The sequence below is a fragment of the Selenomonadales bacterium 4137-cl genome (genome assembly GCA_032334055.1).
GTDB lineage: Bacteria > Bacillota > Negativicutes > Sporomusales > UBA7701 > Anaeroselena > Anaeroselena agilis.
The window spans coordinates 3513840-3539639 of the sequence record JAUOZS010000001.1 but is presented as its reverse complement, the minus strand read 5'-3'; the positions used below and the strand labels follow the sequence as shown (position 1 = coordinate 3539639).

The following is a 25800-nucleotide window of genomic DNA, read 5'->3' as shown; positions in this document are numbered from 1 at the left end:
GTACTGTTGACATTTTGGGCCCGAGACGCTACAATAATTATCGGACCAATGCCGGTATAGCTCAGTTGGTAGAGCAGCGCATTCGTAATGCGCGGGTCGGAGGTTCGAGTCCTCTTATCGGCTCCACACCCATGAAAGCCCCGCAAAATGCGGGGCTTTCATTTTTTTTGGCCGCGCGCCTTCCGACCAAATCCGCTCCCTGGGGGTGCTACAATGATGGCAAACCAACTGCGGAGGAGGTTATTCCCGGATGAAGAAAAAGGCCGTCGTCGGCATCCTCGTGGTCTGTCTTCTGTCCCTCGCCGCGCTGCCGGCCGCCCAGGCGATCGGACTGGGCGACATCATCAAAGCAGGCGGCATCGGTTTTCTCGTCGACAAATTCAGCGGCTCGCTCAACAACTTCATCAACAGGCTAATGGCCAAGAACGGCGCCGACACCGACTACGCCACCAAAGTCGTTCCCATCCTCTCCTTAGGCTCCGGCGGCTACATCGGCGCCGCCCAGATCGTCGGCGACCCCGAACTCGTCGAAATGACCCAGGCCGTCCTCCAGGTCGAAGCCAACTTCGACCGCCAATTCCGCATCAAAGCCCTCATCCCCATCGACAGCAAAAACCCGGCCAACTTCTCCCGCGTCCAGGGAGTCGGCGTCGCCGCCGTCATCGACATCAGAATATAAGCCACCACAAAAGGCCCCCGGCATGCGGGGGCCTCGCCTTTTTTTCAGCTCGAAACCCGGCCGCCAACAACCTCGCCCAGGGCCGCCACAGCGCCGAAGCCTTCCACGCTCCAGGAAGGCTTTCGCTTTGTACATACAGGCGCAAGGCTGCCCGCACTTTTTATCGACAACAACCTGCCCCATACCCTACGCCTGGCGGCTTCCCGCAGTTTCCCGCCGCGACGCCGGGCGCCCGGCGTCGCCTCTTTTGTCGACGGCCCGTCTTTCCTGCCCGATTCACGCCTGCCCGCCCCGCGGATACCGACACATATTTTACGCTGTTTAGCTGTATGAGCCGTCGTCATGGATGTGACTGTATCCATAGCTGCCGGTCGTCTTGATGCTGGCGCTGGACCGGACAACGCCCGCGAAGGCGGCCCAGTTTTTGTTCAGGCTGTACATCAGGTTAAACTCGTCGGACCGCAGCTTGCCCTCGAAACTGAGGGCGACGTACTCATTATACTTGCACAGCCCTTCATTTTCGGACCACGAATTATCGATTACACGGCCACTCCAGATGGTGCCAGCGGGGTTGTACTGCCGGTATTGCAATGCCCATTTGTTCCCAATACCGAAAGTAAGCCCAAAATCGAGGTTGGCGTCGCCGTCGAAGTTGCGCGATGCTTTGAAAGTGTCGCCGTAAGGCTCTTCACCGGTAGTGTTTATTTGAACACCGAAAAAGCCGGTATCACCGCCCCCGAAATCAAATCCGAAGACAAAAGCATGTTTCACTTCGGCGTCGTAGGCTCCTACAATATTGCCAAGAAAACCAACCTCTGGGGCCTCGCCTCCTTCGGCAGCGACTACCGCAACTGGGAAGCCGGCCTCTCCTACGACCTCGGCAAAGACGTCCAGTTCAACGTCAGCTACCGTGACACCAAGTTCGACGCGCTAAAATTCGCCGGCGGCAACATTAATCCGCCCGCTGGCTCCGTCTACTCGGCCAGCAACGCCAGTGTGACCACCGACGTCACCGTCAAAGGCTGGGGCTTCGGCCTCACCTACAAATTCTAACACCGTCGTTCCCGCACCAGCGCCCCGCCAGGGGCGTCTTCTTTTAGCCCCTGTTCTCCCATCCCGGCGCCGGACCCAGCGGCCAATCGGGGTACGCGTACTCGGCGCGCTCCGCCGCCACCACCGCCCGCACCGCCGCCGTCACCAGCTCGCTCACCGTTTCGCCCCGGTAGCGGGCTATCCGCGCCGCCTCCTCATAAACCTCCTGCGGCAGCTCCACCGTCACCGGAATACCGTACTCCATACCATCGCCTCCATATAATCGGGTGCCTTTAGCTTACACCCCCCGCCGCCGCCTTATTCTCCCCGCCCATGCCAAACGCTCCTGCTCCGGCATATAATCTTATAAAATACACCGAAGGGGGGAAAACCATGGACGACAACACCGAAAAACTACTATACACCCTTTACGCCGAACGCAATGCCAAAAAACCCCAAATGAGCGCCGCCGCCCAGAGCATGGGTCTTGCCGGCGAAGCCCTCGGCCGCGCCGTCAACGTTCTTTATACGGCCGGCCTCATCAGCGGCGTCACCGTCAAATTCGGCGAAGACGACGCCAACCCCGTTGCCGTTGCCACCGACGACATCATCCTCACCCGCCGCGGCGTAGCCCTCGTCGATAAAGCCCTCGGCCTAGACGACTACTCCTCCGCCATCCAAAAACTGCGTGCCGTCATCGCCAAAGCCGCCGCCCCGGGCTGGGAAGGAGTAAAGGCCATCGCCAACAAAGCCCTGCAGGACCACTTCCAAACCGGCTGATTGCTCCCCCGAACGGCGCGGCGCTGCTCCGGCAGTAGTTCGGCAAACCCCGGAAAAGACCGTGAACAGTCTTTTCCGGGGTTCTATACGTAATGCGCCGATAAGGTTATTTTCACCTCCAAAAGCTTGTCAGCAAAAGATTACTAGTGATAAAATCGACATAGAACCCGATAAATCCCATTCTGGCACGATAAAGGGATGGTTGTATTGGAATCGGCAAGGTGGGCGCTGGTTACCCTCATCGGCCTGAGCGTCCTTATCATAGGCATCCTGCTCCTCGCCTCCTGGCGGCGCAGGCGGAGCCCTCTCGGCCGGACGTTTTTCCTCTTCGCCCTTCTGGTCGCCTTCTACACCTTCGGCTATATGTGCGAACTCGCCAGCGATACCCTGCCGGCGATCAGATTCTGGCTGCGGATCGAATCCGTCGGCATCGCCTTCCTCCCGGCCGCCTGGGTAACCCTCGCCGTATACCACACCAGAGCGCAAAACGCTCGATGGGCCCACATAAAAGCCGTCCTGCTCATGCTGTCCGCCATCACCTTTGTCCTCAGCAACACCTCCGAATTTCACCATCTGCATTACGGTCCGTTGCGCCTCAACCCCGACGCCCCTTTTCCGGTGGTCGCCTTCGAGCCCGGGCCGTGGTACTGGGTCCACACCGTCTACATCAACCTGGCCGTCCTCTATGGCAACATCCTATACGCCCGCGCCTGGCGGAACGCCCCGCCCGCAAAAAGCAAACAAGCCTTCGTGTTTTTCCTCGGGTCCCTGTTTCCCTGGGGCGTCTACATCGCCTACCTTATGAAAGCCGTCCCCTGGGGGATCGACCCTCACCCGGCGGCCTTCCTCGTTCCCGCGGTTCTCTACGCATGGGCCGCCTTCGGCCTTGGCATGCTCGAAATAGTCCCCCTCGCCCGCCAGGAAATATTTCAGATGCTATCCGACAGCATCCTCGTCTTCGACCGTGAGGGACGTCTGGCCGACTTCAACCTTGCCGCCGGCCGGACCTTCCCCTTCCTGACCGAGCAGGCGAAAGGCAAGCGGGGCAGCGGCCTGTTCCAGGAGCACGTGGCGATGCAACACTTCCTCGACGGCTCAGCCGATGAGCAAACGATGTACATAAAAGTCGACGGCGAGAGGATCAACTACCAACTGCAGCGCATCGAACTATACGACGGCCAGGGAGAAGACGCCGGTTTCATTGTTGTCCTCCGCGACGTCACCCGTTTCTCGACCATCGTAGAAGGCCTGCGTCTCCAGGCTTCCATCGACCCGCTCACCAAAGCCTGGAACCGCACCCGATGGAAGAAAGTCGGCAGGGAATTGGTGGGCCACGCGCGCCGGAGCAATGCCCCCATTTCCCTTATACTCATCGACCTTGACGACTTCAAGATCGTCAACGACACCCACGGTCACCTGTCAGGCGACTCCGTGCTTGCCGATTTCGCCCGTATCTGCCGCGGCAACCTGCGCGCCGAAGACATATTCGGGCGTTACGGCGGGGACGAGTTCGTGATAATCCTGCCCGGCGTCGACAAAGCCGGGGCGGCGGCGCTGGCCGAGCGGCTCAGGCAGGCGGTCGAAGCCATGGGCTCCGCCTACGGGGACGCCATGGTGCCGGTCACCGCCAGTTTCGGGGTCATAACCCCCGTGAGCGGGGAGGAATTCAGCCTCGACGACCTTATCCGCAAAGCCGACATGAAGATGTACGAAGCCAAAAACGCCGGCGGCAACCGCGTCTACGTACACAAATAGCCGCCCCAAGGACCCGCTAGGGTCCGTACATACTCCCCCACCCCCCCGCGTATACTAAGGCAACGTATTACGGAGGTGAAGAGGCATGATGGGTTACGGTTACGGGTACCCCGGAATGTTCGGGTTCATGAGCGGGTTCGGCATAGTATTCGCCCTGCTGCATATCGCGATAATCGTCTACATCCTGTGGCGGTTCACGCAGATATCGCACTCCCTGCAGCGCATCGCCGCCAGCCTGGAAAAGATGGGGAGAGCTCCGGACAAAAACGCTCAGTGACCATCGGCCTTGCGAAAAAGTCGCAAGGCTTTTCCTTTTGCAGGATTTTTGCCGCCGCAGTGCCAAATACTAGCATAAACATTCTGCGGAGGAGGCGCCGCCATGCTCGAAGTCGCCCTGCCCGACGGCCGTACATACGCATTCCACACCGCCGTTTTCGACTACAACGGCACCCTCGCCGTCGACGGCCTCCTCCCCGCCGCCGTAAAAGACGGCCTCATCGCCCTCGCCGGGCGGCTGCGTGTCGCCGTCATCACCGCCGACACCTTCGGCATCGCCCGCGATCAGCTCCGCGGCCTGCCGGTCGAACTCGTCATCCTCGCCGCCGGCGAGGGTGCCGCCGCCAAAGCCGCCTTCGTCGAAGCCGCCGGGGCGGGAGGCGTCGTCGCGGTCGGCAACGGCGTCAACGACAAAGAGATGTTCGCCGCCGCCGCCCTGTCTGTCTGCATCCTAAGTACCGAAGGAGCAAGCGTCCCCACCATCCTCGCCGCCGACATCGTAGTTCCCGGCCCCGAAGCCGCCATCGGCCTCCTCCTCAACCCCACGCGCCTCGAGGCCACCCTCAGGCGCTGATTTTGCTTATCGCCGGTATTGTGGTAAAATAATCTATCATAGATATGCCCGTAGGAAAAATAAATCGAGGGAGCACAGAGCCATGTCCATACCTGAACATCATGTCGGCAGCAACTTCATCCACGACATCATCGACAAAGACAACGCCAGCGGCAAATACGGCCAGCGCGTCCACACCCGCTTCCCGCCCGAGCCCAACGGCTACCTTCACATCGGCCACGCCAAATCTATCTGCCTCAACTTCGGCACCGCCCTCAAATACGGCGGCAAATGCAACCTGCGCTTCGACGACACCAACCCCAGCAAAGAGGAAACCGAATACGTCGAATCCATCCAGGACGACGTCCGCTGGCTAGGCTTCGACTGGGAGGACCGCCTCTTCTACGCCTCCGACTACTTCGGCAAACTCTACGACTACGCCGTCCAGCTCATCAAAGCCGGCCACGCCTACGTCTGCGACCTGTCCGCCGACGAAATGCGCCAATATCGCGGCACCCTCACCGAACCGGGCAAAGAGAGCCCCTACCGTAACCGCCCGGTCGCCGAAAACCTCGACCTCTTCGCACGCATGAAAAACGGCGAATTCCCCGATGGGTCCCGCGTCCTCCGCGCCAAAATCGACATGGCCTCCCCCAACCTCAACCTGCGCGATCCCGTCCTCTACCGCATCATGCGCGCCCATCACCATCGCACCGGCGACGAATGGTGCATCTACCCCATGTATGACTACGCCCACCCCCTTTCCGACGCCTACGAAGGCGTCACCCACTCCATCTGCACCCTCGAGTTCGAAGCCCACCGTCCCCTGTACGACTGGTGCCTCGACGTTCTCGGCGCCTTTCAGCCCCGTCCCGTGCAGATCGAATTCGCCCGCCTCAACGTCACCTACACCGTCATGAGCAAGCGCAAGCTCAGGGCCCTCGTCGAAAACGGCCGCGTCGCCGGCTGGGACGACCCCCGCATGCCTACCATATCCGGCCTGCGCCGCCGCGGCTACACCCCCGAAGCCATCCGCGACTTCTGCGGCCGCATCGGCGTCGCCAAGGCCGACAGCGTCGTCGACTACGCCCTCCTCGAACACTGTGTCCGCGAGGACCTCAGCCCCAAGGCCCCCCGCCTTATGGCCGTCCTCCGCCCCCTCAAAGTCGTCCTCACCAACTACCCCGAGGATAAAACCGAAGACCTCCCCGCCGAAAACAACCCTGAAAACGAGGCCCTCGGCGCGCGCGTCATGCCCTTCGGCCGTGTCCTCTACATCGAGCGGGACGACTTCATGGAAAACCCGCCGCCCAAATACTTCCGCCTCACCCCCGGCGGCGAAGTCCGCCTAAAGAACGCCTACATCATCAAATGCGAGGAAGTCGTCAAGGACGCCGCCGGCGACATCGTCGAACTCCGCTGCACCTACGACCCTGAAACCAAGAGCGGCTCCGGCAGCACCCGCAAAGTCAAGGGCACCGTCCACTGGGTCTCGGCCGCCTGCGCCGTCCCCGCCGAAGTCCGCCTCTACGACCACCTCTTCCCCCTTGAGGACCCCGAGGCCGGCGACGAAGACTTCCTCTCCCGCGTCAACCCGGACTCGCTCATCACCCTCGCCGCCTTTGTCGAGCCCGCCCTCGGCGCGGCCAACAGCGGCGACCGCTTCCAGTTCATCCGCCACGGCTACTTCCACGCCGACCCCGACTCCGCTCCCGGCAAACCGGTCTTCAACCGCATCGTCGGTCTGAAAGACTCGTGGGCAAAAATACAGAAATAATACCACAAACGAAAGAGCACTCCGGTGCTCTTTTTTTGTCGGCAAACAGCGTCTGCCGGAAAAGCGTTCGCCGAGACGGGCCTCTGTCGGTCACAATCCTGGCGCTTGGCGCGGCGATCGCTGTTTGACAATCCCCCGCCACTGTGGTAAAAATAAAAATGTAAAATATTTCCTGTACATTAACGGGGCAAAACGCAGTAATCATTACGAGAGGTGATGATATGATGGAAAAAACCCGGACGATACGGCGGGCGGCGACCGTGGTTCTGACGGCGGCCACGCTGCTGGCCGCGCAGCTGCTGTGCGGCTGTGGCGGCGGCGAGCAGGCCAGGGACAATAAGGAAAAAAGCGCCCAAGTAAAAGCCGCAGGCCCGGTGGCGACAGCCGGAGTGTGGGTGGCCAGCGGCAGCCTGACGGACAGCAAGCTGTACCGGATCGACCCGGCCAGCGACAAGATTGTGGCCACAGTACCGCTTGAAAGGGTCTGCAAAGGCATGGCCGCCGACGGGGGCAGCTTATGGCTTTCCGACTACGGCGGCGGAAAAGTATGGCGCGTTGACGCCGCCACCAACAAAATCGCTGCCACGGTAAATGTCGGCGGCGCCCCGGCCGCCATCGCCGCCGGACTGGGCTCGGTATGGGTGGCCGACGCCAACGGTGGTACGATCGTGCGCATCGACCCCGCCACCAACAAGGTGACGGCGAGGATCAAGGTCACCAACAGCGTTTTAAACAGCGTCTGCGTGCACGATAACGCGGTATGGGTGGCCAGCGTCGACCTGATCGTATCGAAAATCGATCCTGCAGCCAATAAAGTAGTCGGCACAATCCGGGTCGGCACCAATCCGAGCGGCATCTCCGCCGGCTTCGGCTCGCTGTGGGTCGGCAACCCGATGGGCAAAACCGTCCTGCGCCTGGACCCCGCGCAGGCGAAAGTAGCCGCAGCCATCAAGACGGGCAACAGCCGATGGACCGCTGCCGGCGCCGACTTTATCGCCGTCGCCAACTATGCCGAGGGGACCGTCGTCTTCATCGACCCCAAGGACAATAAGGTTACCGATACGGTCAAAGCCGGACCGCGGCTGGCGACCCTCGCGGTCGGCCACGGAGCGGTCTGGACGGCCAGCTCGCCGGACAATGCGGTATACCGCATCGACCCGGCGACGAAGAAAGTGCTGAGCATCAGCGTACAGAAACCCGGCATCCTCGCCATAACCCAATAATAGCCTACCGGCCAAGGGCCGCGGGAAAAAGCCAATTGACAAAGAAAGGATACATTGGTATTATTAATAAAAAACAGCGACAAAGACAGAGACGGGGAGAAGTAGTGGCGCGTCTCGCGCAGAGAACCGGTGGTTGGTGAAAACCGGAGGATGCCGCGCCGTGAAATACACCCCTGAGTTGCAGGCTGAAAACGGGGCGGGTCGTCCCGGCAGTAGGCCGAGCCGGCAGCCGCCGTTACCCGGCCGGGATATCGGACGTAAGCGTCCCGTATCTGCAGAGTGGTAATCATACAAAAAGGGTGGTACCGCGGGAGTCAATCTCGTCCCTAAGGGGACGGGATTTTTTATTTTCCGCTGATTTTGCCATATGAGAGGGGAGACAAGAAATGAAAGCCAAGGCAATCGGAATCCTCGTAGGGCTGGTAACGCTCGCGCTCGTGGCCGCCGGCTGCGGCTCGCAGGCGCCGGCGCCTGCGGACAAAAAAGTCACAATCGGCATGCTCAAGCTGACCAGCTCCGCGCCGATCTTCATCGGCATCGAAAAAGGCTTTTTCAAAGAAGCGGGCGTCAATCTCGAAGTCCAGTGGTTCGACGCCGCCCATCCCATCGTCGTGGCCACCGCCTCGAACAAAGTGGCGGTAGGCGCTACCGGCATAACCGCCAGCCTCTACAACCTCGTGGCCGGCGGCCAGCAGTTGGCCATCGTGGCGGACAAAGGCCGTGAACAAAAAGGCTACTCCTCCTCGGCCATCATGGTGCGGACCGACCTGTGGGACAAGGGCGTCCGCAAAATCGAAGACCTCAAAGGCAAACGCATCGGCATCACCCAGAAGGGGTCGACCTTCCACTACATGACCGGACGGCTGCTGGAAACCAAGGGGCTGTCGCTCGCCGACGTCGACCTGGTCCCCCTGGGCAAGCTTGGCGCCCTGATGGCCAGCCTCCAGAGCGGGCAAGTCGACGCCGTCATTTTGAACGAACCCAACATCAGCAAAGTCGTCGCCGCCGGCTACGGCAAAGTCGTCGCCCAGGTGGGAGACGTCATCGACTATCAGACCTCGGGGCTCTTCTTCTCGCCTGAATTCCTCAAAGACCGCGCAACAGCCGTCAAGTTCCTCAAAGGCTATATCAAAGCCACCCGCTACTATTACGACGCCGTGCTCATCCGCAAAGACGGCCGCAGCGCGCCGGGAGCCAACTACGAAGAAGTCGTCGGCATCATCGCCAAATACACCGGAGCACCGGCGGCCGACATAAAATCCGGCCTGCCCTACATGGACCGCGACGGCAAACTCCTCGCCGCCGACATCCAGACCCAGATCGACTGGTACGCCGCCCACAAAATGATCGACAAGCCGGTAAAAGCCGCCCAAGTCGTCAACACCGCCCTGTGGGAAGAAGCCAGCAAGCAGGTTAAATAAGCCCCGCGGGGAGGACACAGCATGAAAGTGGTTGTCGACCATGTCTATAAATACTATGAAGACCGGCACGGCCAGCAAGTCGTAGCCCTGGAAGACATCGGCCTCACCATCGACGAGGAAGAATTCGTCGTGCTTGTGGGGCCCAGCGGCTGCGGCAAATCGACCCTGCTCAACATGGTCGGCGGGCTGCTCAGCCCCAGCGCCGGGCGCATCTGCGTCGAAGGGCTGGCTGAGGACCGGGACCCTTCCATCGGCATAGTCTTCCAGGACGTGGGCCTCTTCCCCTGGCGCACCGTCGCCGGCAACATCGCCTTTGGCCTCGAAGAGGCTGGTCTGGACGAGGCCGAGCGCGCCGAGCGGGTGCAGTACTACAGTGCCCTTGTTGGTCTCAGCGGCTTCGAGCGCGCCTATCCCCACCAGCTCTCCGGCGGCATGCGCCAACGGGTGGGCATCGCCCGCGCCTTGGCCATCCGGCCGGACCTGCTGCTTATGGATGAGCCATTCTCGGCTCTCGACGCCCAGACCCGCACCCTCATGCAGGAAGAACTGCTCCGCATCTGGTGCGCCACCCGCCTCAGCACCCTGTACGTCACCCACAACATCCAGGAAGCCGTCTACCTGGCCGACCGGGTGGTAGTCCTGTCGCGGCGGCCCGGCCGAATCGTCAGCGTCATCGCCATCGACCTGCCGCGCCAGGGGCGCGACGGGGAACAGCACCTCGCCCGTTTCAACGCCTATGCCGAACAAATATGGGGCCTCATCCGCAAAGACGCGCAAGAGGCCCTGATCGAGGGGGACGGCGGATGAACTTTCAGCGCGAAGTACGCAACCGGCTGGCATTCATGGAGCAGCGCATTCCCCGCTGGGTGCCGGCGGCGGCCGTTCTCGGCCTGTTCGCCGCCTGGGAGGCCGTCTGCCGGAGCGGCCTGGTATCCGCGCTCTTTCTGCCCGCCCCGTCCGCCATCCTCACCACCGGGTGGGATATGCTGGCGAGCGGCGAACTGGCCGCCAACACCGCGGCCAGCCTGTGGCGCATCTGCGCCGGCTTCATCCTCGGCAGCGCCGCCGGCCTGCTCGTCGGCCTCGCCGTCGGCTTCTCGCGCCTGGCCGAGGCGGTGGGCAACCCGGTCATCTACGCCCTGTACCCCATCCCCAAGCTGGCCCTTCTGCCCCTCATCATCCTCTGGCTGGGCATCGGCGAAGTATCGAAAATCACCATCATCAGCCTCGGCGTATTTTTCCCCGTGGTCATCAACACCTACTCCGGCGTCAAAAACGTCGACCCGCTGCTGCTCAAAGTAGCCGTCAGCTTCAAAGCCACCCGCTTTAGCATCATCCGCAAAGTCGTCCTGCCCGGAGCGCTGCCCGTCATCTTTGCCGGCCTGAAACTCGCCGCCGGCACCGCCCTGCTGCTGCTCGTCGCCGCCGAAATGATCGCCGCCAAAGAAGGCATCGGCGCGATGGTACTCCATTACGGCGACCTCATGCTCACCACCAAACTCATGGTGGGGGTGCTGACGCTGTCGTTGCTGGGCTTCATCTTCAACTACGGACTGGAGTGGGCCGAGCGCAAAATCATTCCCTGGAAGCACTAGGCCGGGCGACAGCAACAACAAACACGCACGAAGAGCACCGTCGCCGGTGCTCTTCTCCTTTACCGCTACTTGATTATCCCCTGGGCCTTCAGCCATGCGCGGGCCACATCCTTCGGGTCCTTCTTATCCAGATCGACCTGGGCGTTCAGCGCCGCCATCTCCTTGTCGTCCAGCTTTCCCGCCAGCAGGTTCAGAGCTTGCTCGATCTCGGGGTGCTTCTTCAGCACGTCGGCCCGCACCACCGGTGCCGCGTAATACGGCGGGAAATAATGCTTGTCGTCCTTAAGCACCTTCAGATTAAACGCCGGGATGCGGCCGTCGGTCGCGAACCCGTCGATGACATCCACCTTCTTATCGCGGGCCGCCGCATACGTCAGCCCAGGGTCCATGCCGCTGGTCGCCTTGAACTGGAAGCCGTACGCTTTTTCCAGCCCCTTCAGGCCGTCGGGACGCTCGAGAAACTCCTGAGTGCAGCCCAGCATCAGGGTGGAGGCCTTCGCCGCCAGGTCGGAAATCGTCTCGATTCCCAGGCTCTTGGCGTGGTCGGCGCGCATCGTCAGCGTGTACGTATTGTTGAAACCGAACGGCTTCAGCCACACCAGGCCCTTCTTCTCCGCGTAAATCTTCTTCACCTTGTCGTAGACAGCCTGCGGGTCGTTGATCAGCGGCTCCCTCAGCAGATTTATCAAGGCCGTGCCGGTATACTCGGCATAGATATCGATATCGCCGCGGTCAAGCGCCTGCGCCACGATGCTCGTGCCCCCGAGGAAAGGCTTGGTATCGACCTTTACCTTCGTCTTATCCTCGATAGTATACTTCATCAGATAAACGAGAATATCTTGCTCGGCGAAATTCTTGCCGCCGATAACCACGCGGTCGCCCTTGCCGCCCAGCAAGCTGCAGCCGGACAGCGCCGCCGCCGCGAAAACTATCAGCATAACAATCGCCAGTTTTTTTCTCATCCATTGACCTCCTTTTATCTGCGCGTCCCTCGCGGCTGAGCCATTACCTCCAGCCGCTTCAGCAAATAATCGAACACAATCGCCATCAGCGCCGCCGGCAGGGCGCCCGCCAGAATCAGCGGCGAATTGGCCATCGAAATGCCCCGGAAAATCAGATCCCCCAGGCCGCCCGCCCCGATCAGCGCCGCCAGCGTCGCCACGCCGACGATCAGCACCGTCGCCGTCCTGATCCCGGCCATAATAACCGGCAGCGCCAGCGGCAGCTCAACCATCAGCAGCACCTGGCGCGACGTCATGCCCATGCCCACGCCCGCCTCCACCGCCGCCGGCGCGACGCCGAGGATTCCGGTGTAAGTATTGCGGAGAATGGGCAGCAGACCGTAAATCGTCAGCGCGATTATCGCCGGCAGCGTACCGATGCCGAACAGCGGGATCATAAACCCCAGCAACGCCAAACTGGGCACCGTCTGAAAAACCGCCGTCACCCCGATGACCGGCTCGGCCAGCCGGCGGTAGCGCGTCAGCAGGATGCCCACCGGGACGGCGATCAGATTGGCCAGAATAAGAGAAACGAAGGTCAGCTCCAGATGCTCCCACGAAGCGGTCGCGATATCCGGCCAGCGGTTCTGGAACAAGGCCAGCAACTGATTCATCATAGCGCCGCCCCTCCTTCCCTTTCGGCCATCACGTCCACCAGGCTGGCCCGCGTTATTACGCCCAGCAGCTCGCCGGCGTCGCCGACCACCGGCAGATAAGCGATGCCCTCGCGGCTAATGATCTGCACCGCCTCGGCCAGCGGCTGGCTGACATTCACCCGGGCCACATCGGACCGCAGCATATCCTGCAAATGAAGGCTCTCATCCTGGTAGTGGCTGTGGATATCCCACACACTCACCTTGCCCAGGAGAACATTGTCGTTATTCACCACCAGCAGCGTATCGACGCGCTGCTTGCGCATCTGCGCGATCGCCTCCGCCAGACCCTTGTTCGGGCGGGCCGTGATCGGCCTCACCATCACGTCCCTGATCGCCGGCAGCGCCTCCGGGCGCTGCAGGCGGTCCTCGCCGATGAAGCCCCGCACGAATTCGTTGGCCGGATGGCGCAGTATCTGCTCCGGCGAAGCGATCTGCACAATTCGGCCTTCCTTCATTATGCAGATCCGGTCGGCGATCTTGATCGCCTCGTCAATATCGTGGGTAACAAACACGATCGTCTTGCGTACCGTCTCCTGCAGCTGCACCAGTTCATCCTGCAACTGCTCGCGGCTGATGGGATCGAGCGCGCTGAACGGCTCATCCATCAGAATGATATCCGGGTCGGCGGCCAGCGCCCTGATAACGCCGATGCGCTGCTGCTGCCCGCCGCTGAGCTGGTTCGGATAGCGGCTGCCGTACACGTCCGGGTCGAGGTGAACCATTCTCAGCAGCTCGGCCACCCGCCCCAGATACCGGTCCTTATCCCAGCGCTTCAGCTTGGGAACGAGCGCCACATTATCGGCGATCGTCATATGCGGCAGCAGACCGATGCTCTGGATCACATAACCGATATTGCGGCGCAGCTCAACGGGATCGAGAGTGCCTATATCCTTATCGCCAATAAAAATCCGGCCGCCCGTCGGCTCCACCAGGCGGTTGACCATCTTCATCGTCGTAGTCTTGCCGCAGCCGCTCGGGCCGATGATCGCCAGCAGCTCGCCCTTATTCACCGTCAGGCTGATCCCGTCCAGCGCCTTGTGCCCATTATCGTACGTCTTCGTAACAGACTCAAAACGGATCATAGCATTCCCCCTTTCTTATTATGATAATCTCTGTACTATTTAAACTAACAACTTACATTATATCAAAAAATTGTTAGTTTCTCAAGCGTTCGTCCCCCCGCCGCGCGCCGGAAAAAAAGCAAAACCCGCGGCAGAGCACGGGTTTTGCTGCTGTTCATATATTACCTGCTCAGAAAATCCAGCGCGAACTGGGCGTGCAGCGCGGCGCCGGCCGGCAGCACATCCTCGTCGAGATTATACCGCTCGTTATGGAGCGGGTAATCGGTCCCCTTCTCCTTATTACCCACCCCCACAAACACCATCGCCCCGGGGATGCGCTCCAGGAAATAAGCGAAGTCCTCCCCGCCCATCACCTTCTCCATCTCGCCCAGCGCTTCCTCGCCGTAAAGCCCCGTCAGCGCGCCGGCCGCCACCTTCGCCACCAACGGATCGTTGATCGTCGGCGGGGAAATGGGCACGTACTCCAGCTCGGCCTCTGCCCGGTACGAAGCCGCCGTGCTCTTGATAATCCGTTCGATCGTGGCCGGGAACTTGTCCCTGATCTCGCGGCTGAAGCAGCGCGTCGTGCCTTCCAACTCCACCTCGTCGCACACAATATTCCAGGTCGTCCCGCCGGTGAACCTGCCGATCGTCACCACCGCCGGCTCGAGCGGCGCCACCTCCCGGCTGACGATCGACTGCAGGTTCATCGTAATCGCGGCGGCGGCCAAAATGGCGTCCACCCCCTGATGGGGCATCGACCCGTGTCCCGCCTTCCCCCGCACCTTGATAAACAGCTTGTCCGCCGACGCCATCCGCGGGCCGGGCACCAGCGAAACCTTGCCGCTCGGCAGATTCGGCCACAGGTGGAGCGCCAGAATCGCGTCCACCCCTTCGATCGCCCCGGCCTCGATAAACGCCAGCGCTCCCCCGCCGATCTCCTCCGACGGCTGGAAGAACAGCTTCACCGTGCCCTTGATCTTCTCCCTCATTTGGCTCAAAATCTTCGCCGCCCCCAGCAGCATCGCCGTATGCCCGTCATGGCCGCAGGCGTGCATGACACCGGGATTTTGCGACTTATAAGGGACCTCATTGGCCTCGGTTATCGGCAGGGCGTCCATATCGGCCCGCAGCGCCACCGTCCTACCCGGCGCCGTCCCCTTAATGACGCCGAGCACGCCTGTCTTGGCCACCCTCGTCACCTCTATGCCCATCTTCTCCAGTTCCGCGGCCACCATATTCCCCGTCGCCACCTCATGCCAGCCCACCTCCGGGTGCGCATGGATCTGCCGCCGCCAGGAGATAAGCTCCTCTTTCAGTTGCTCGGCCGACTCTCGTACACTCATCTGTTACCCACTCTCCCGAAACCATATTTAGACACAACGAAAACTAAATCCGACAATATAATATTATCACTGTTTGCCGATAAAGCCACTACCCTGATACAGTTCCCGGCGACTCTCGCCGCTAAAAAGTCCGCCCTCAGCCATAAAAAATGGTATCATATAATAAGTGCACAAAAAAGGAGGTGCCCCCCGATGACCTGGGGAGCCTATTGGCTGTTCTACATATGCCCGCAATGCGGGGCAAAATTCAAAACCGAAACCGGCCTGATCCTGGAAGACGACTTCGGCAAATGCCCCCGCTGCCAAACCGCAGGCAAACTGGTCGCCGAAAGCAGCGATCCCCCCGAAAACTTCAACGACTACCGGGACACCGCCGGCTAACCCTCGTGGACAAGAGCGCCGGCACGGTGTTCCTGTCTGCCCCGCCTGCTTGCCAAAATCTTGTCCTAGTTCATTCGTCCTGGAGGTTTTTTAAGCTTCGTGTCAAATAACGTGTATTCAGGACATCGGTCCGTAGCGTAAAGCAGCATCAAAAATCGGCTTCTAACAGAGGGAGGATAAACGTGAAACGGTTGTCTGTAGCGGGCCTCGCAGCGCTCGCCATCATCGTTCTTGCCGGTCTCGTCGCCGGCTGCGGAGGCACCGCAAACAACAAAGGCATAAAAATCGGCATGGTGTACGAACTCACCGGCAACACCGCGTCCTACGGCACCTCGGCCGCCAACGGCGCAAAACTTGCCTTCAAGGAAATCAACGCCGCCGGCGGCGTCCTCGGGAAACAGCTTGACATCATAACCGCCGACAACAAAGGCGAGCCGTCCGAATCGACCAACGCCATGGCCAAAGTAATATCCCAGGACAAAGTAGTAGCCGTGACCGGCTTCACCGTCAGCTCCTGCGGGATCGCCGCCTCGGCCGTCGCCGAAGCCAACAAAATCCCCTTCGTCGCCGCCGCCACCGTCAACCCCAAAGTAACCGTCGACGAGCGCACCGGCAAAGTAAAGGACTACACCTTCCGCGCCTGCTTCATCGACTCGTTCCAGGGCAAAGTCGGCGCCGACTTCGCCCTCAAAGGCCTCAAAGCCCGTAAAGCCGCCGTCATGGTCGACAACTCCAGCGACTACAGCAAAGGACTCGCCGAAATATTCCGCGGCGCCTTCGCCGCCGGCGGCGGGCAGATAGTCGCCCAGGAAGCCTACCTCCAGAAGGACCAGGACTACAAACCCATCCTCACCAAACTCAAAGCCCAGAACCCCGACATGATCTACATCCCCGGCTACTACGAAGACGTGGGCAAAATCATCAAGCAGGCCCGCGAACTCGGCATCGCCGCGCCCATCCTCGGCGCCGACGCCTGGGATTCGCCCAAGCTCGTCGAGCTTTCCGGCCCCCAGGCCGCCAACAACACCTACTTCACCAACTTCTACTCCACCGAGGACAAAAACCCCGCCTCCAACAAATTCGTCGAAGCCTATAAAAAGGAATACGGCCAGATTCCCGACTCCATGGCCGCCATGGGCTACGACGCCGCCAACCTGCTCGCCGACGCCATCAAACGCGCCAACAGCACCGACGCGAACATAATCCGCGAAGCCCTGGCCGCCACCAAAAACTTCAAAAGCGTCAGCGGCGAAATGAACCTCAACGCCACCCACGACGCCGTCAGAGGCGTAGTAATCCTCGAACTCAAAGACGGCAAGCAGGTATACAAGCAGACCATCAAGCCGTAGACCGCCCGACAACCGCATCACGCGCAGCACGCAAAGCCCGGCCCCAAGGCCGGGTTTTCGCGTTGCCCCCCGATTTTAAGAAAAAACCCGGGTTTCAGCGAATTCCCAGAGGAAATAGGCATATCCATATATAATGCTAAAATTAGACAATAATCGTCAAACGGGCTCTGCCCCTATCCCGGTGAGAGGATGAGAAGCGATAAAGGTGAAAACGGCAGCGGTGCCGCTATGTCTATTCGGCATCGCCCTCAGTATTATCGCCACAACAAAATATCAGCTCGCGCAACGCCAGGGGCTTGATAACATCGTACTGCTGCAGGGAGCCGGGTTCCTGCTGCTCATGATCGTCGCCTATGTCGTCTTTGCGGAATATCGGGCCGCCGCAAGGGTTGTTCGGCCTGAAAACCCGGTAGCCTACGAAGCGCTTAGACCGCTTTTTATGTATATGCCCGGCGCTGTAGTCATACTGAAAAAGGACTTCACCATCATCGACGCCAACGAGCTGGTACTGAGAGTTACCGGCATGCAGCTCCAAGCCGTCAGAGGGAAAAAATGCTACGAGGTTTTAGGGAACGGGGAACTTTGCGGCGATTGCCTCGTTCAGAAAGCGTTCGTATCCGGCAGGCCGGAAAGCGGCGCCAAGCTCAAATACGATAGAAACGGCCGCCAAAAATACGGGCAGCAAACAGTTATACCGGTAAAAGACCGTCACGGGAATATCGAGCAGGTCTTTGAAATCGTAACCGACATAACCCAGGAAGTATCTCTGGAAATGGAAAACCTCCAGAGCCTGATGGATATAGTAACCTCCATGGTCCACCTTATCGAAAGCAGAGACCCGCCCACGAAAACCCATAGCGCCAACGTGCAGTCGCTAGCCTTATCCATAGGAAAACACATCGGCCTCGGCGACAACGAACTGAAAGAGCTCAGCATTGCGGCTATCCTGCATGACATCGGGAAAATTTGCATTCCCGAGCCGATACTGAACAAACCGGAACGACTGACCGACGCCGAGTTTTCGATAATACGCCGGCACCCTCAGATCGGGTATGACGCGCTCAAGCATATCGGCCGGCTGCAAAACGTCAGCGATGCGATCCGCGACCATCACGAACACTTCGACGGGCGAGGCTACCCCCATGGCCGGAAGAAAGACGAGATATCCGTCCTTGCCAGAATTATTGCCGTCGCCGATGTCTTTGAAGCTCTAACCTCCGACCGGGTATACCGCAAAGCCATGAGTGTGGAACAAGCGATCGCCATTATACAGGCAGGCAGGGAACGGCAATTCGATCCCATAGCAGTCGACGCCCTGCTGGCGGTAACTCGCAAGAAATAGATTCGCCGCAGGCAGCGCCGGGGTTCGTTCGCCGCGCGAATACACTGTTTGGAGGTTTACGCTGGATTGTGTCGAAATAACAATCAACTGCAAAAAGCCATTATTTAGCACCTCCATACGACGTAATACCGCCGGAAATATTCAAAAGATTGCATCGGAGGAATGCGCGTGCAGGACATCAGAGTTATGACAGTGGCCGGCGACCAATTGGTCGCGGACGAGGTGGCGGGAATTGTCAGGCAAGTGCTCGGGGAAGGCGTTGCTATCCGGGGCTGCCCGCTTGGCGAACTTTCCGGCCCTGACGCGGCCGATCTCTTCGTCTGCGTTTCCCAGCGCCGCGCCGAACTGGCCAAGCTCATACCCGTAGACAAACTGGTCGGCATAGACCTGCTCCCCTACACCCCTTACTTCATCGAATTGGCCAAGCTGCCCCGGGACCAGACTGTGCACGTATTCGGCAACACGGCGCAATTTACGAAAATGGTTGCCGACCAATGCGTCAGCAACGGCATCGACCACCTGCGCTTCGCGTATATCCCCTTCGAAGAAATCACCGGGGATGAAGTTGCCGAACTCCTCGGCAAAGCCGAGGTTGTCATCGGGCCGGAGACCCTTGTGGGCGCGAAAGGCGCGCTGCAGCAGAAATATCGGCAGTACCTAAATCCCGCCAGCCGGATAATCGCCGCCCAGCGGATGATCGAAATCAGGTCAGCCTGCGAGCTCATGAAATGGGTCACCCTGTTCAGTTACAGGCAGCTGTCCGGCAAAGTCGTCAACGGCATGAACCATCTCATGGAAAAGATGCAGCAGATTTCCGCCATCACCCAGCAGCGAGCCCAGTCCGTTCAAGAGGAGACCGCGTCCTTCGACAAACTGACCGCAAGATTCCGCCACGGCATAGCCACCCTTGAACAGGTCAAGAGCATATCCGATACCCTGTCGGTAGCGGCGAAAAGCATCGGCAACATCGTCGAAGCCATCAAACACATTTCCGGGCAGACCAATCTCCTGGCCCTCAACGCCACCTTCGAAGCCGCCCGCGTCGGCGAGGCCGGGCGCGGCTTCGCCGTCGTGGCCAAGGAAGTGGGCAAACTGGCTGCCGAAAGCCAGACCTCCACCGACACCATTCGCCAGGCGGTCGGCAGCATCCAGGCGGCCGTGTCCGAGATAGTCTTCGCCATGGGGAACCTGTCCGGCGAAATGCTCGAAAACCAGGCCTTATTCGCCGAGATATCGCAGGCCTCGCAGCAGGAAAACACACAGATCATGGAGATTTTCGACGCTATCGAAAATATCCGCCAAGAAAGCGAAGAAGTGTGCCAGATAACGCTGCAACTGACCAAATCGTCGTAAAAACGACCCGGTCATACCCGGCCCGCTGTCCGAAAAAAGCCCTGGCTCATCGTCGGCGGGCAGGTCCCGCGGTGCGTTTGCCGCGAAAATAATCAGAGAGGAGCATAATGATACAAAATCTCCCTGGGTGTATCAAAAACAGCTTGACAAAAAAGCGACACCGGATAGTTTGTAAAATATTGTCGGTAGCCCTCGTGGGCCGCAAGCAAGAAAAGATTTGACATACCCTGGCGAACACAGGCTCCCGGGCTCCCGCTCCCCTGACGCGACAACAATGGTACAATTCTTGCAGTTGTTACAAATTTAATGCAATTTCGGGCAGAAGGGTTCCGCACAATTTGGGAGGAGCTGATTTCGTGAAAACTATTCAGGCAAAACTCACGGTTACCATTCTCGCCATTGTCCTGGTTGCGCTCGCCGCCCTGGGCGGCCTGAACTACTGGCGGGCGCGGGCGATCATCACCGACAACGTCGTGGCTGAGCTCCAAAAATCTGTGGGCGCCAACGCCGAAGGACTTGGCAAGTGGTTGGAAGTCCGCAAAACGGAAGTTATGACCATTGCCCGTTCCCCGGTAATGGCCAGCGGCAACCAGGAGGCTATGCTGGCCTATCTTGGCGCGGAAATTAGCAACAACCGGGGGATTTACGAGAATATTTTCTGGATTAAGCCTGACGGCACCTTGGTGGATACAAAAGGGACAAAAGGCAACCTGGGCAGCCGGGCCTATTTTCAGGCGGGCATGAAAGGCGTCACCTCGATTTCCGACCCTCTTAAATCGATGACAACAGGCAGATCGGTAGTTGTTCTCGCCACCCCCATCAAGGCCGGTGATCGAATTGCGGGCGTCTTGGTAAGCGCCATATATATTGAGGAACTGGAAAAACGGACCTTGGGCATCAAGGTCGGCGAGACAGGCAACGCCTACATGGTTCGCGGCGACGGGCTGGTGATCATCCACGCCAACAAAGACCTGGTGATGAAAGCCAACTCCTTGACCGATACAAAATTTCCCCAAGCCATTCGCGATGTGACCGGGAAAATGGTGAAAGGCGAGACCGGTTTCGCGCGCTACGATTGGGACGGCGTCGAAAAAATGATCGCCTACGCTCCGGTCCCGGGCACCGGCTGGTCGCTGGCCCTCACCGTGCCGACGGGGGAAATAACCGGCGTGCTGTCGTCACTTACAATCATCTCCCTCGTGACCATCGTTGTCGTCATGCTGCTCGCCGGCATCGCCATCAGCTGGTTTGCCCGGCGCATCGCCCGCCCCATCCAGTCGCTTGAGGCAGCCGCCCAGAAGATTGCCGGCGGCGATTTATCCCAGGCGAGCATGGGCATCAGCTCGAACGACGAAATTGGCCGCCTGGCGCAAAGCTTTGAAAAAATGACCCAAAGCATCAGCAGCCTCATCAAACACATTTCGACTAAGGCAGAGTATCTGGCCGCCTCCTCGGAAGAACTTACCGCCAGCGCCGGTCAGTCTTCCCAGGCAAGCAACCAAATCGCCATTTCCATCGAGGAAGTCGCGAGCGGGGCCGCCGAACAGATAAACGCCGCCGGCGAAGCAGCCGCAACGGTTACCAGGCTATCGGCAGGCATCCAGCAAATCGCCGCCAACTCCGGCAGTGTCGCAAACCAGTCCGAACGGGTGGCGGAAAAAGCCGCTGCCGGTGGTGCGGCTGTCGACGAAGCTATTGGCCAGATGGACCGCATCGAAAAAACGGTCGACAGTTCGGCGGCGGTGGTGGCTAAGCTGGGTGAACGGTCGAAAGAAATCGGCCAGATCGTCGACACCATCTCCGGAATCGCCGGCCAGACCAACCTCCTGGCCCTCAACGCCGCCATCGAGGCCGCCCGCGCCGGAGAACAGGGCCGGGGTTTTGCCGTCGTGGCGGAAGAAGTGCGTAAGCTCGCCGAGCAGTCTGAAGAGGCGGCGAAAAAGATCGCCGGCCTGATAAGCGATACCCAGATCGACACCGACAAAGCGGTCGAGGCGATGCAGCAAGGGACGCAAGAAGTGAAAACAGGCGCGAAAGTCGTAAATGCCGCCGGCGCCACGTTCCGCGAGATAGCGGGCATGGTAACCGAAGTGAGCGGCCAAATCAAACAGATCTCGCAGGCTATCCAGGAAATGGCCTCAGGCAGCCAAAAGATCGTGGCATCGGTAAACCTGATCGACGATCTGAGCAAAAAATCGTCCGATGAAGCGCAGAGCGTATCGGCGGCTACCGAGGAGCAACTGGCCTCGATGGAGGAGGTCGCGACCTCGAGCGAAGCGCTGGCCAGGCTTGCCCAGGAACTGCAAGTCGCCGTCGCCAAGTTCAGGCTGTAAAAGGCGAACAACCGCCGGCAAAGCCGACCCTGAACAAACAGCCAACCCCGGCCTCTACAGGCCGGGGTTTCGTCTACCATTGCGCGCATCCCAGCGTCAGCCCATCCGTTGTCAACTCATCAAATCGAGTCTTTTTACGATCTTGCTGATCGTCTTTTTTTGGCCGATCAGCGCCAGGCCGGTATATTTGATGTTCTCTGTGGGGACTTGGCTCACCATCTCCTGAAACTCCCCGTAGTTTTTCGTCTGCTGACCCTCCACCGGAAAGTCCACCACATCGCACTCGTTCGCCAGCGCCTCCCGCCGGATGCTCGCCAAAGCGTCCTGCGGCGCGCACAGCATCGGAATGCCTGTGGGGATCAGCCCCGGATGGGCGAACCCGCAGGCATCGACCAACGGTTCGCCGACGAGCGCGGGATGCCGCTGCCCGACACTGAGGGCTATCACGGCGATCGCGTTGGCCAGGCTTCCCCCGGACAGCTCCTTATCCATCACGATCACGCACCGGTTCGGTGTTGCGGGTAAAAGCGCCGTCGTCATTCTCGATCTTCCTCCACAATATTTGCTTGCCGGCCGCGGCGCTATTGCAACATCTCCGTCGCTGCCGTATAATAGTAGCTACAAAGGTAGCTATTGTTTGTAATTATAGAAAGGTTTTTCTTTCCTGTCAAGCCCAAACCGCTTAGAGCAAAGAATATTATCGAGGGGGACGCGGATGAAAAGTGAAGTCGTTTCGATTCTGCAGCAGCTCAATTTTACGGAATACGAGGCCAAAGCGTATCTGGCGCTGCTGGAAAAAGCCCCGCTGTCTGGTTATGCGATTTCGCTGAACTCCGGCGTGCCGCGCTCCAAAATCTACGAAGTGCTGAGCGCCCTGGTGTCGCGCGGCGACATCCTGGTCAGCCAGGAAAGCACGCCCCAGTATCTTCCCTTGCCCCCCGACGAGCTCATCGCCCGGAGGAAACACCGCGCGGAAAATACCTATCATGTCGCCCGGAAAGCTTTGCGGCGCTTTGCCGTAACCGCGCAGCACCGCGAAACCATCTGGAACATCGCGGGCCACGAGGCGATTATCGCCCGCGTACGGGACGAAATCGGCAGAGCCGAGCGGCGCGTACTGCTCGAAGTCTGGAGCGACGACGCGCTGGAGCTGCGCGACGCGCTGGAGGAAGCGGCCCGCAAGGGAGTAAAAATCCTGATAGTAGCTTACGGCGCGCTGGACTTCCCGTTTGCAACCGTCTATCAACACTACATGCCGGAAGAAATCACCGCCGAATACGGCGGCCGCTGGATCGTATCCAGCATCGACGACCGCGAAATCATCGCCGGCATCGTTTCCCTCGGCGCAGAAAGCCGCGCCGCCTGGACGGGGCATCCCGGGCTGGTCATGCCGATCACCGAAGTCATCATCCACGATATCTACATCATGGAAATCATGAGCGTATTCGGGCGGGAGCTTGAAGCCAAATTCGGCCCCAACCTGACTGACCTCCGCCGCAAATTCCTGTTGGAGCCAAACGGTAAAAAGCACTACCTTCCCCTTGACTGAACCAGCCGCACCAGCCTGCGGCGCATACGGGACCTCAGGCTACGTACAATAATACGGGGCAAGCGATAACAAAGCCTTATTCATGAGGAGAGGAAAAGAGAATAAGATGAAAGTAGAAATAGTGGGCGTGCCCATGGATTTGGGGGCAAACCGGCGGGGGACGGACATGGGCCCTAGCGCCCTCCGCTATGCGGGCCTCAGCAAGGCGCTGCAGAAAATGGAGATCGACGTCATCGACACCGGCAACATCGAAATCCCCGTTCCCGAAAGCCTCAAAATCGAAAACCCCCACCTGTTGTTCGTCGACGAAATCATTCACGGCTGCGAACAGCTGGCGCACATCGTTTCCGGCATTGTCGGCCGCGGCAGCCTGCCGCTGATCCTGGGGGGAGATCACAGCATTTCCCTGGGCACGCTCGCGGGCGTCGCCCGCAGAATCCCCGATGTCGGCGTCATATGGTTCGACGCCCACGGCGACTTCAACACCTTCGAAACGAGCGAAACCGGCAATATTCACGGCATGTCCCTGGCAGCCTCGTGCGGCTGGGGCGATCCGCGCCTGGTGACCATCGGCGGCTTCACCCCCAAAGTAAAAGAAGAAAAAACCGTAATCATCGGGGTGCGGGACCTCGACCCCGAAGAAAAAGAACGGCTGAAGCGGTCGAAAGTAACTGTCTACAGCATGAACAAAATCGACGAAATGGGAATCGCCGCCGTCGTCAAAGAAGCTGTGGCCATTGCCGGCCGCGGCGGCACCGGCTTTCACGTCAGCTTCGACCTCGATGTGGTCGATCCGTCGATCGCCTCCGGGGTCGGAACGCCGGTTACCGGCGGCCTCAACTATCGGGAAGCGCATCTCGCCCTGGAACTGGTGGCCGAAACCGGCCTCCTCAGATCGCTGGAAATGGTCGAAGTCAACCCCATCGTCGACCGGGGCGGCAACACGACCGCCGTCCTGGCGGTGGAACTAATCACCTCCGCCCTCGGCAAACGGATCTATTGCTAGACCCGGCGGACCGCGCCTCCGCCAAACATCAAGGCAAAACTTGGCGCCGGCCGGCAAACAAAAAAACTGGCGGCACGCCAGTTTTCACAAGTTAAAGATGGCCCGGAAAGCCGCGATGTCTACGGCAGAAAGTAAAATATCTGCACCACGTCGCCGGCAACAAGACAATCGAAGCCCATATTGATCGTCTGTCCCTGCCGTTGGTATGTGTGGGGATCCTGCAGCCGGCCGTTGACAAACACCTGGAACACGTGGCCGGTATCGTAGTCGGTCTGAATCTGGCTGGTACGATCCTTAGCCCGGAAAATTTGCTCGGCGATTCTCATTATTGGCCCTCCTTCTGCATAATCATCTCGTCCCTGGGCAAAAACCGAAACGGCGCTTTGCCATATAACCCCGCGTACAAACGGAATTATCTCACTCAAACCTTCGGGATATTCTTGCCGTAAAATATCTCGGCCATTTCCTTCTTCAAGCGCTGCTTGATTTTCTTTTTTTCGCCGGGCAGCAGCTCTTTTTTGGCGGTCCCGAACAGATAATTATCCAGATCGAACTCCTTCAGCAGCATTTTGGTGTGGAAGATGTTCTCCTGGTAGACATTAACGTCGATCATCTGATAAAGGTCGCGGGTCTCTTTCGCGATATAGTTCTGGATAGAGTTGATTTTATGGTCGATAAAGAACTTCTTGCCGTTGATGTCCCTGGTGAAGCCCCTTACCCGGTAATCGGCGATCACGATATCGGAACTGAAGCAGTTGATCAAATAATTGAGCGCTTTAAGGGGCGAAATTTCGCCGCAGGTCGAAACATCGATATCCGCCCGGAAAGTGCTGATGCCTTTATCGGGATGGCTTTCAGGGTAAGTGTGGACAGTAATATGGCTCTTATCAAGGTGAGCCGCTATATCCTCGCCCCACGCCGCAGGATCAAGCAAGCCGTCCTCATCGGCTGCGCCCGGCTTATGCTTGCCCTCGGAAATAAGCATCGTCACGCTCGCCCCTTGCGGCTCGTAATCCTGGCGGGCGATGTTGAGGATATTCGCCCCGACTATGTCGGCCACCTCGGTCAGGATGGCCGTAAGCCTCTCGGCGTTGTACTCCTCGTCGATATAAGCGATATACTCATTGCGGTGCTGCACGCTTTTGGCGTAACAAATATCGTACATGTTAAAACTGAGTGTCTTGGTAAGATTGTTGAACCCGTATAACCGCAGCTTCTTAAGCGCCTTAATCTCCAATATATTCACCTTCGCTATGCTAATGAACTCCATTCTCTATTATAATGCAAACTCGCAAATATTTCGTTAAAATTTAATTAACATACCGCCGAACG

Annotated in this window: 27 protein-coding genes, 1 tRNA gene and 1 other annotated feature; of the genes, 19 read left to right on the top strand and 9 right to left on the bottom strand. The window is 59.3% G+C overall.

All coding sequences use genetic code 11. The features are described 5' to 3' along the window. Positions 1 to 50: 50 nt before the first annotated feature. Both Q4T40_18430 and Q4T40_18425 read left to right on the top strand, forming a co-directional pair. Positions 51 to 126, top strand: a tRNA-Thr gene (locus Q4T40_18430). Between the two features lie 124 nt (positions 127 to 250). Continuing rightward, a complete protein-coding gene (locus Q4T40_18425) occupies positions 251 to 679 on the top strand; it encodes a hypothetical protein (protein MDT8903216.1) in 429 nt (142 codons plus the stop codon). 321 nt (positions 680 to 1000) lie between these two features. On the opposite strand, the gene Q4T40_18420 is transcribed toward Q4T40_18425, so the two are convergent. Further along, complete coding sequence (locus Q4T40_18420) at positions 1001 to 1450, bottom strand: hypothetical protein (GenBank protein MDT8903215.1); 450 nt, start codon at positions 1448 to 1450, stop codon at positions 1001 to 1003. Here Q4T40_18420 and Q4T40_18415 point away from each other — a divergent pair. After that, positions 1442 to 1732 carry a hypothetical protein gene (locus Q4T40_18415; protein ID MDT8903214.1) on the top strand — a complete coding sequence of 97 codons (291 nt, stop codon included), beginning with the start codon at positions 1442 to 1444 and terminating at the stop codon, positions 1730 to 1732. The genes Q4T40_18420 and Q4T40_18415 overlap by 9 nt on opposite strands. Before the next feature lie 43 nt (positions 1733 to 1775). Here the strand turns inward: Q4T40_18415 and Q4T40_18410 are convergent, their stop codons facing one another. After that, entirely contained in the window at positions 1776 to 1976 is a 201-nt protein-coding gene (locus Q4T40_18410) for a hypothetical protein (protein ID MDT8903213.1), read from the bottom strand. Between the two features lie 128 nt (positions 1977 to 2104). On the opposite strand from Q4T40_18410, the gene Q4T40_18405 reads away from it, so the two are divergent. The 9 genes from Q4T40_18405 to Q4T40_18365 all read left to right on the top strand — a co-directional run bounded on the left by Q4T40_18405 (position 2105) and on the right by Q4T40_18365 (position 11091). Continuing rightward, a complete protein-coding gene (locus tag Q4T40_18405) occupies positions 2105 to 2491 on the top strand; it encodes a hypothetical protein (GenBank protein MDT8903212.1) in 387 nt (128 codons plus the stop codon). 207 nt (positions 2492 to 2698) lie between these two features. Further along, on the top strand, positions 2699 to 4246 hold the full coding sequence (locus Q4T40_18400; protein ID MDT8903211.1) for a histidine kinase N-terminal 7TM domain-containing protein: 1548 nt from the start codon (positions 2699 to 2701) through the stop codon (positions 4244 to 4246). Positions 4247 to 4331: 85 nt separating this feature from the next. Then, a complete protein-coding gene (locus Q4T40_18395; GenBank protein ID MDT8903210.1) occupies positions 4332 to 4523 on the top strand; it encodes a hypothetical protein in 192 nt (63 codons plus the stop codon). A gap of 102 nt (positions 4524 to 4625) precedes the next feature. Beyond that, positions 4626 to 5096, top strand: coding sequence for a hypothetical protein (locus tag Q4T40_18390; protein MDT8903209.1), 471 nt, complete (start codon positions 4626 to 4628; stop codon positions 5094 to 5096). 82 nt (positions 5097 to 5178) lie between these two features. Further along, positions 5179 to 6852: a glutamine--tRNA ligase/YqeY domain fusion protein gene (locus Q4T40_18385; protein MDT8903208.1), complete on the top strand. Its 1674-nt coding sequence runs from the start codon at positions 5179 to 5181 to the stop codon at positions 6850 to 6852. A 221-nt stretch (positions 6853 to 7073) separates the two neighbouring features. Then, entirely contained in the window at positions 7074 to 8075 is a 1002-nt protein-coding gene (locus Q4T40_18380; protein MDT8903207.1) for a PQQ-binding-like beta-propeller repeat protein, read from the top strand. A gap of 79 nt (positions 8076 to 8154) precedes the next feature. Next, positions 8155 to 8406 (top strand) — a binding site (T-box leader). 55 nt (positions 8407 to 8461) lie between these two features. Then, on the top strand, positions 8462 to 9496 hold the full coding sequence (locus tag Q4T40_18375; GenBank protein MDT8903206.1) for an ABC transporter substrate-binding protein: 1035 nt from the start codon (positions 8462 to 8464) through the stop codon (positions 9494 to 9496). 21 nt (positions 9497 to 9517) lie between these two features. Next, positions 9518 to 10303, top strand: a complete 786-nt coding sequence (locus tag Q4T40_18370) for an ABC transporter ATP-binding protein (protein MDT8903205.1) — start codon at positions 9518 to 9520, stop codon at positions 10301 to 10303. Then, positions 10300 to 11091, top strand: a complete 792-nt coding sequence (locus tag Q4T40_18365; GenBank protein MDT8903204.1) for an ABC transporter permease — start codon at positions 10300 to 10302, stop codon at positions 11089 to 11091. Before Q4T40_18370 ends, Q4T40_18365 begins: the two co-directional genes overlap by 4 nt. 65 nt (positions 11092 to 11156) lie before the next feature. On the opposite strand, the gene Q4T40_18360 is transcribed toward Q4T40_18365, so the two are convergent. The 4 genes from Q4T40_18360 to Q4T40_18345 all read right to left on the bottom strand — a co-directional run bounded on the left by Q4T40_18360 (position 11157) and on the right by Q4T40_18345 (position 15155). Next, positions 11157 to 12053 (bottom strand): glycine betaine ABC transporter substrate-binding protein, encoded by an 897-nt coding sequence (locus Q4T40_18360; protein MDT8903203.1) that lies wholly within the window; start codon positions 12051 to 12053, stop codon positions 11157 to 11159. A 14-nt stretch (positions 12054 to 12067) separates the two neighbouring features. After that, positions 12068 to 12709 (bottom strand): ABC transporter permease, encoded by a 642-nt coding sequence (locus tag Q4T40_18355; protein MDT8903202.1) that lies wholly within the window; start codon positions 12707 to 12709, stop codon positions 12068 to 12070. After that, the gene (locus Q4T40_18350; GenBank protein MDT8903201.1) at positions 12706 to 13830 is read right to left on the bottom strand and encodes a betaine/proline/choline family ABC transporter ATP-binding protein; all 1125 of its coding nucleotides are present in this window, start codon (positions 13828 to 13830) and stop codon (positions 12706 to 12708) included. Before Q4T40_18350 ends, Q4T40_18355 begins: the two co-directional genes overlap by 4 nt. A gap of 161 nt (positions 13831 to 13991) precedes the next feature. Next, positions 13992 to 15155 (bottom strand): M20 family metallopeptidase, encoded by a 1164-nt coding sequence (locus Q4T40_18345; protein MDT8903200.1) that lies wholly within the window; start codon positions 15153 to 15155, stop codon positions 13992 to 13994. A 192-nt stretch (positions 15156 to 15347) separates the two neighbouring features. Between Q4T40_18345 and Q4T40_18340 the strand changes: the two genes are divergently transcribed. The 5 genes from Q4T40_18340 (at position 15348) to Q4T40_18320 (ending at position 21913) form a co-directional block, all read left to right on the top strand. Beyond that, the gene (locus tag Q4T40_18340; GenBank protein MDT8903199.1) at positions 15348 to 15536 is read left to right on the top strand and encodes a hypothetical protein; all 189 of its coding nucleotides are present in this window, start codon (positions 15348 to 15350) and stop codon (positions 15534 to 15536) included. Positions 15537 to 15718: 182 nt separating this feature from the next. After that, on the top strand, positions 15719 to 16885 hold the full coding sequence (locus Q4T40_18335; GenBank protein ID MDT8903198.1) for an ABC transporter substrate-binding protein: 1167 nt from the start codon (positions 15719 to 15721) through the stop codon (positions 16883 to 16885). 205 nt (positions 16886 to 17090) lie between these two features. Beyond that, on the top strand, positions 17091 to 18227 hold the full coding sequence (locus Q4T40_18330; GenBank protein ID MDT8903197.1) for an HD-GYP domain-containing protein: 1137 nt from the start codon (positions 17091 to 17093) through the stop codon (positions 18225 to 18227). Between the two features lie 168 nt (positions 18228 to 18395). Further along, a complete protein-coding gene (locus Q4T40_18325; GenBank protein ID MDT8903196.1) occupies positions 18396 to 19580 on the top strand; it encodes a methyl-accepting chemotaxis protein in 1185 nt (394 codons plus the stop codon). Between the two features lie 356 nt (positions 19581 to 19936). Beyond that, positions 19937 to 21913, top strand: coding sequence for a methyl-accepting chemotaxis protein (locus tag Q4T40_18320; protein ID MDT8903195.1), 1977 nt, complete (start codon positions 19937 to 19939; stop codon positions 21911 to 21913). A 111-nt stretch (positions 21914 to 22024) separates the two neighbouring features. Here Q4T40_18320 and Q4T40_18315 read toward each other — a convergent pair whose 3' ends face one another. Beyond that, positions 22025 to 22453: a DUF2000 domain-containing protein gene (locus Q4T40_18315; GenBank protein ID MDT8903194.1), complete on the bottom strand. Its 429-nt coding sequence runs from the start codon at positions 22451 to 22453 to the stop codon at positions 22025 to 22027. A 175-nt stretch (positions 22454 to 22628) separates the two neighbouring features. On the opposite strand from Q4T40_18315, the gene Q4T40_18310 reads away from it, so the two are divergent. Further along, complete coding sequence (locus tag Q4T40_18310; protein ID MDT8903193.1) at positions 22629 to 23462, top strand: TrmB family transcriptional regulator; 834 nt, start codon at positions 22629 to 22631, stop codon at positions 23460 to 23462. 106 nt (positions 23463 to 23568) lie between these two features. Further along, entirely contained in the window at positions 23569 to 24468 is a 900-nt protein-coding gene (rocF, locus tag Q4T40_18305; GenBank protein MDT8903192.1) for an arginase, read from the top strand. Positions 24469 to 24587: 119 nt separating this feature from the next. Here the strand turns inward: rocF and Q4T40_18300 are convergent, their stop codons facing one another. Both Q4T40_18300 and speD read right to left on the bottom strand, forming a co-directional pair. After that, positions 24588 to 24794 (bottom strand): hypothetical protein, encoded by a 207-nt coding sequence (locus Q4T40_18300; GenBank protein MDT8903191.1) that lies wholly within the window; start codon positions 24792 to 24794, stop codon positions 24588 to 24590. 95 nt (positions 24795 to 24889) lie between these two features. Continuing rightward, a complete protein-coding gene (gene speD, locus Q4T40_18295; GenBank protein MDT8903190.1) occupies positions 24890 to 25705 on the bottom strand; it encodes an adenosylmethionine decarboxylase in 816 nt (271 codons plus the stop codon). Positions 25706 to 25800: the final 95 nt, after the last annotated feature.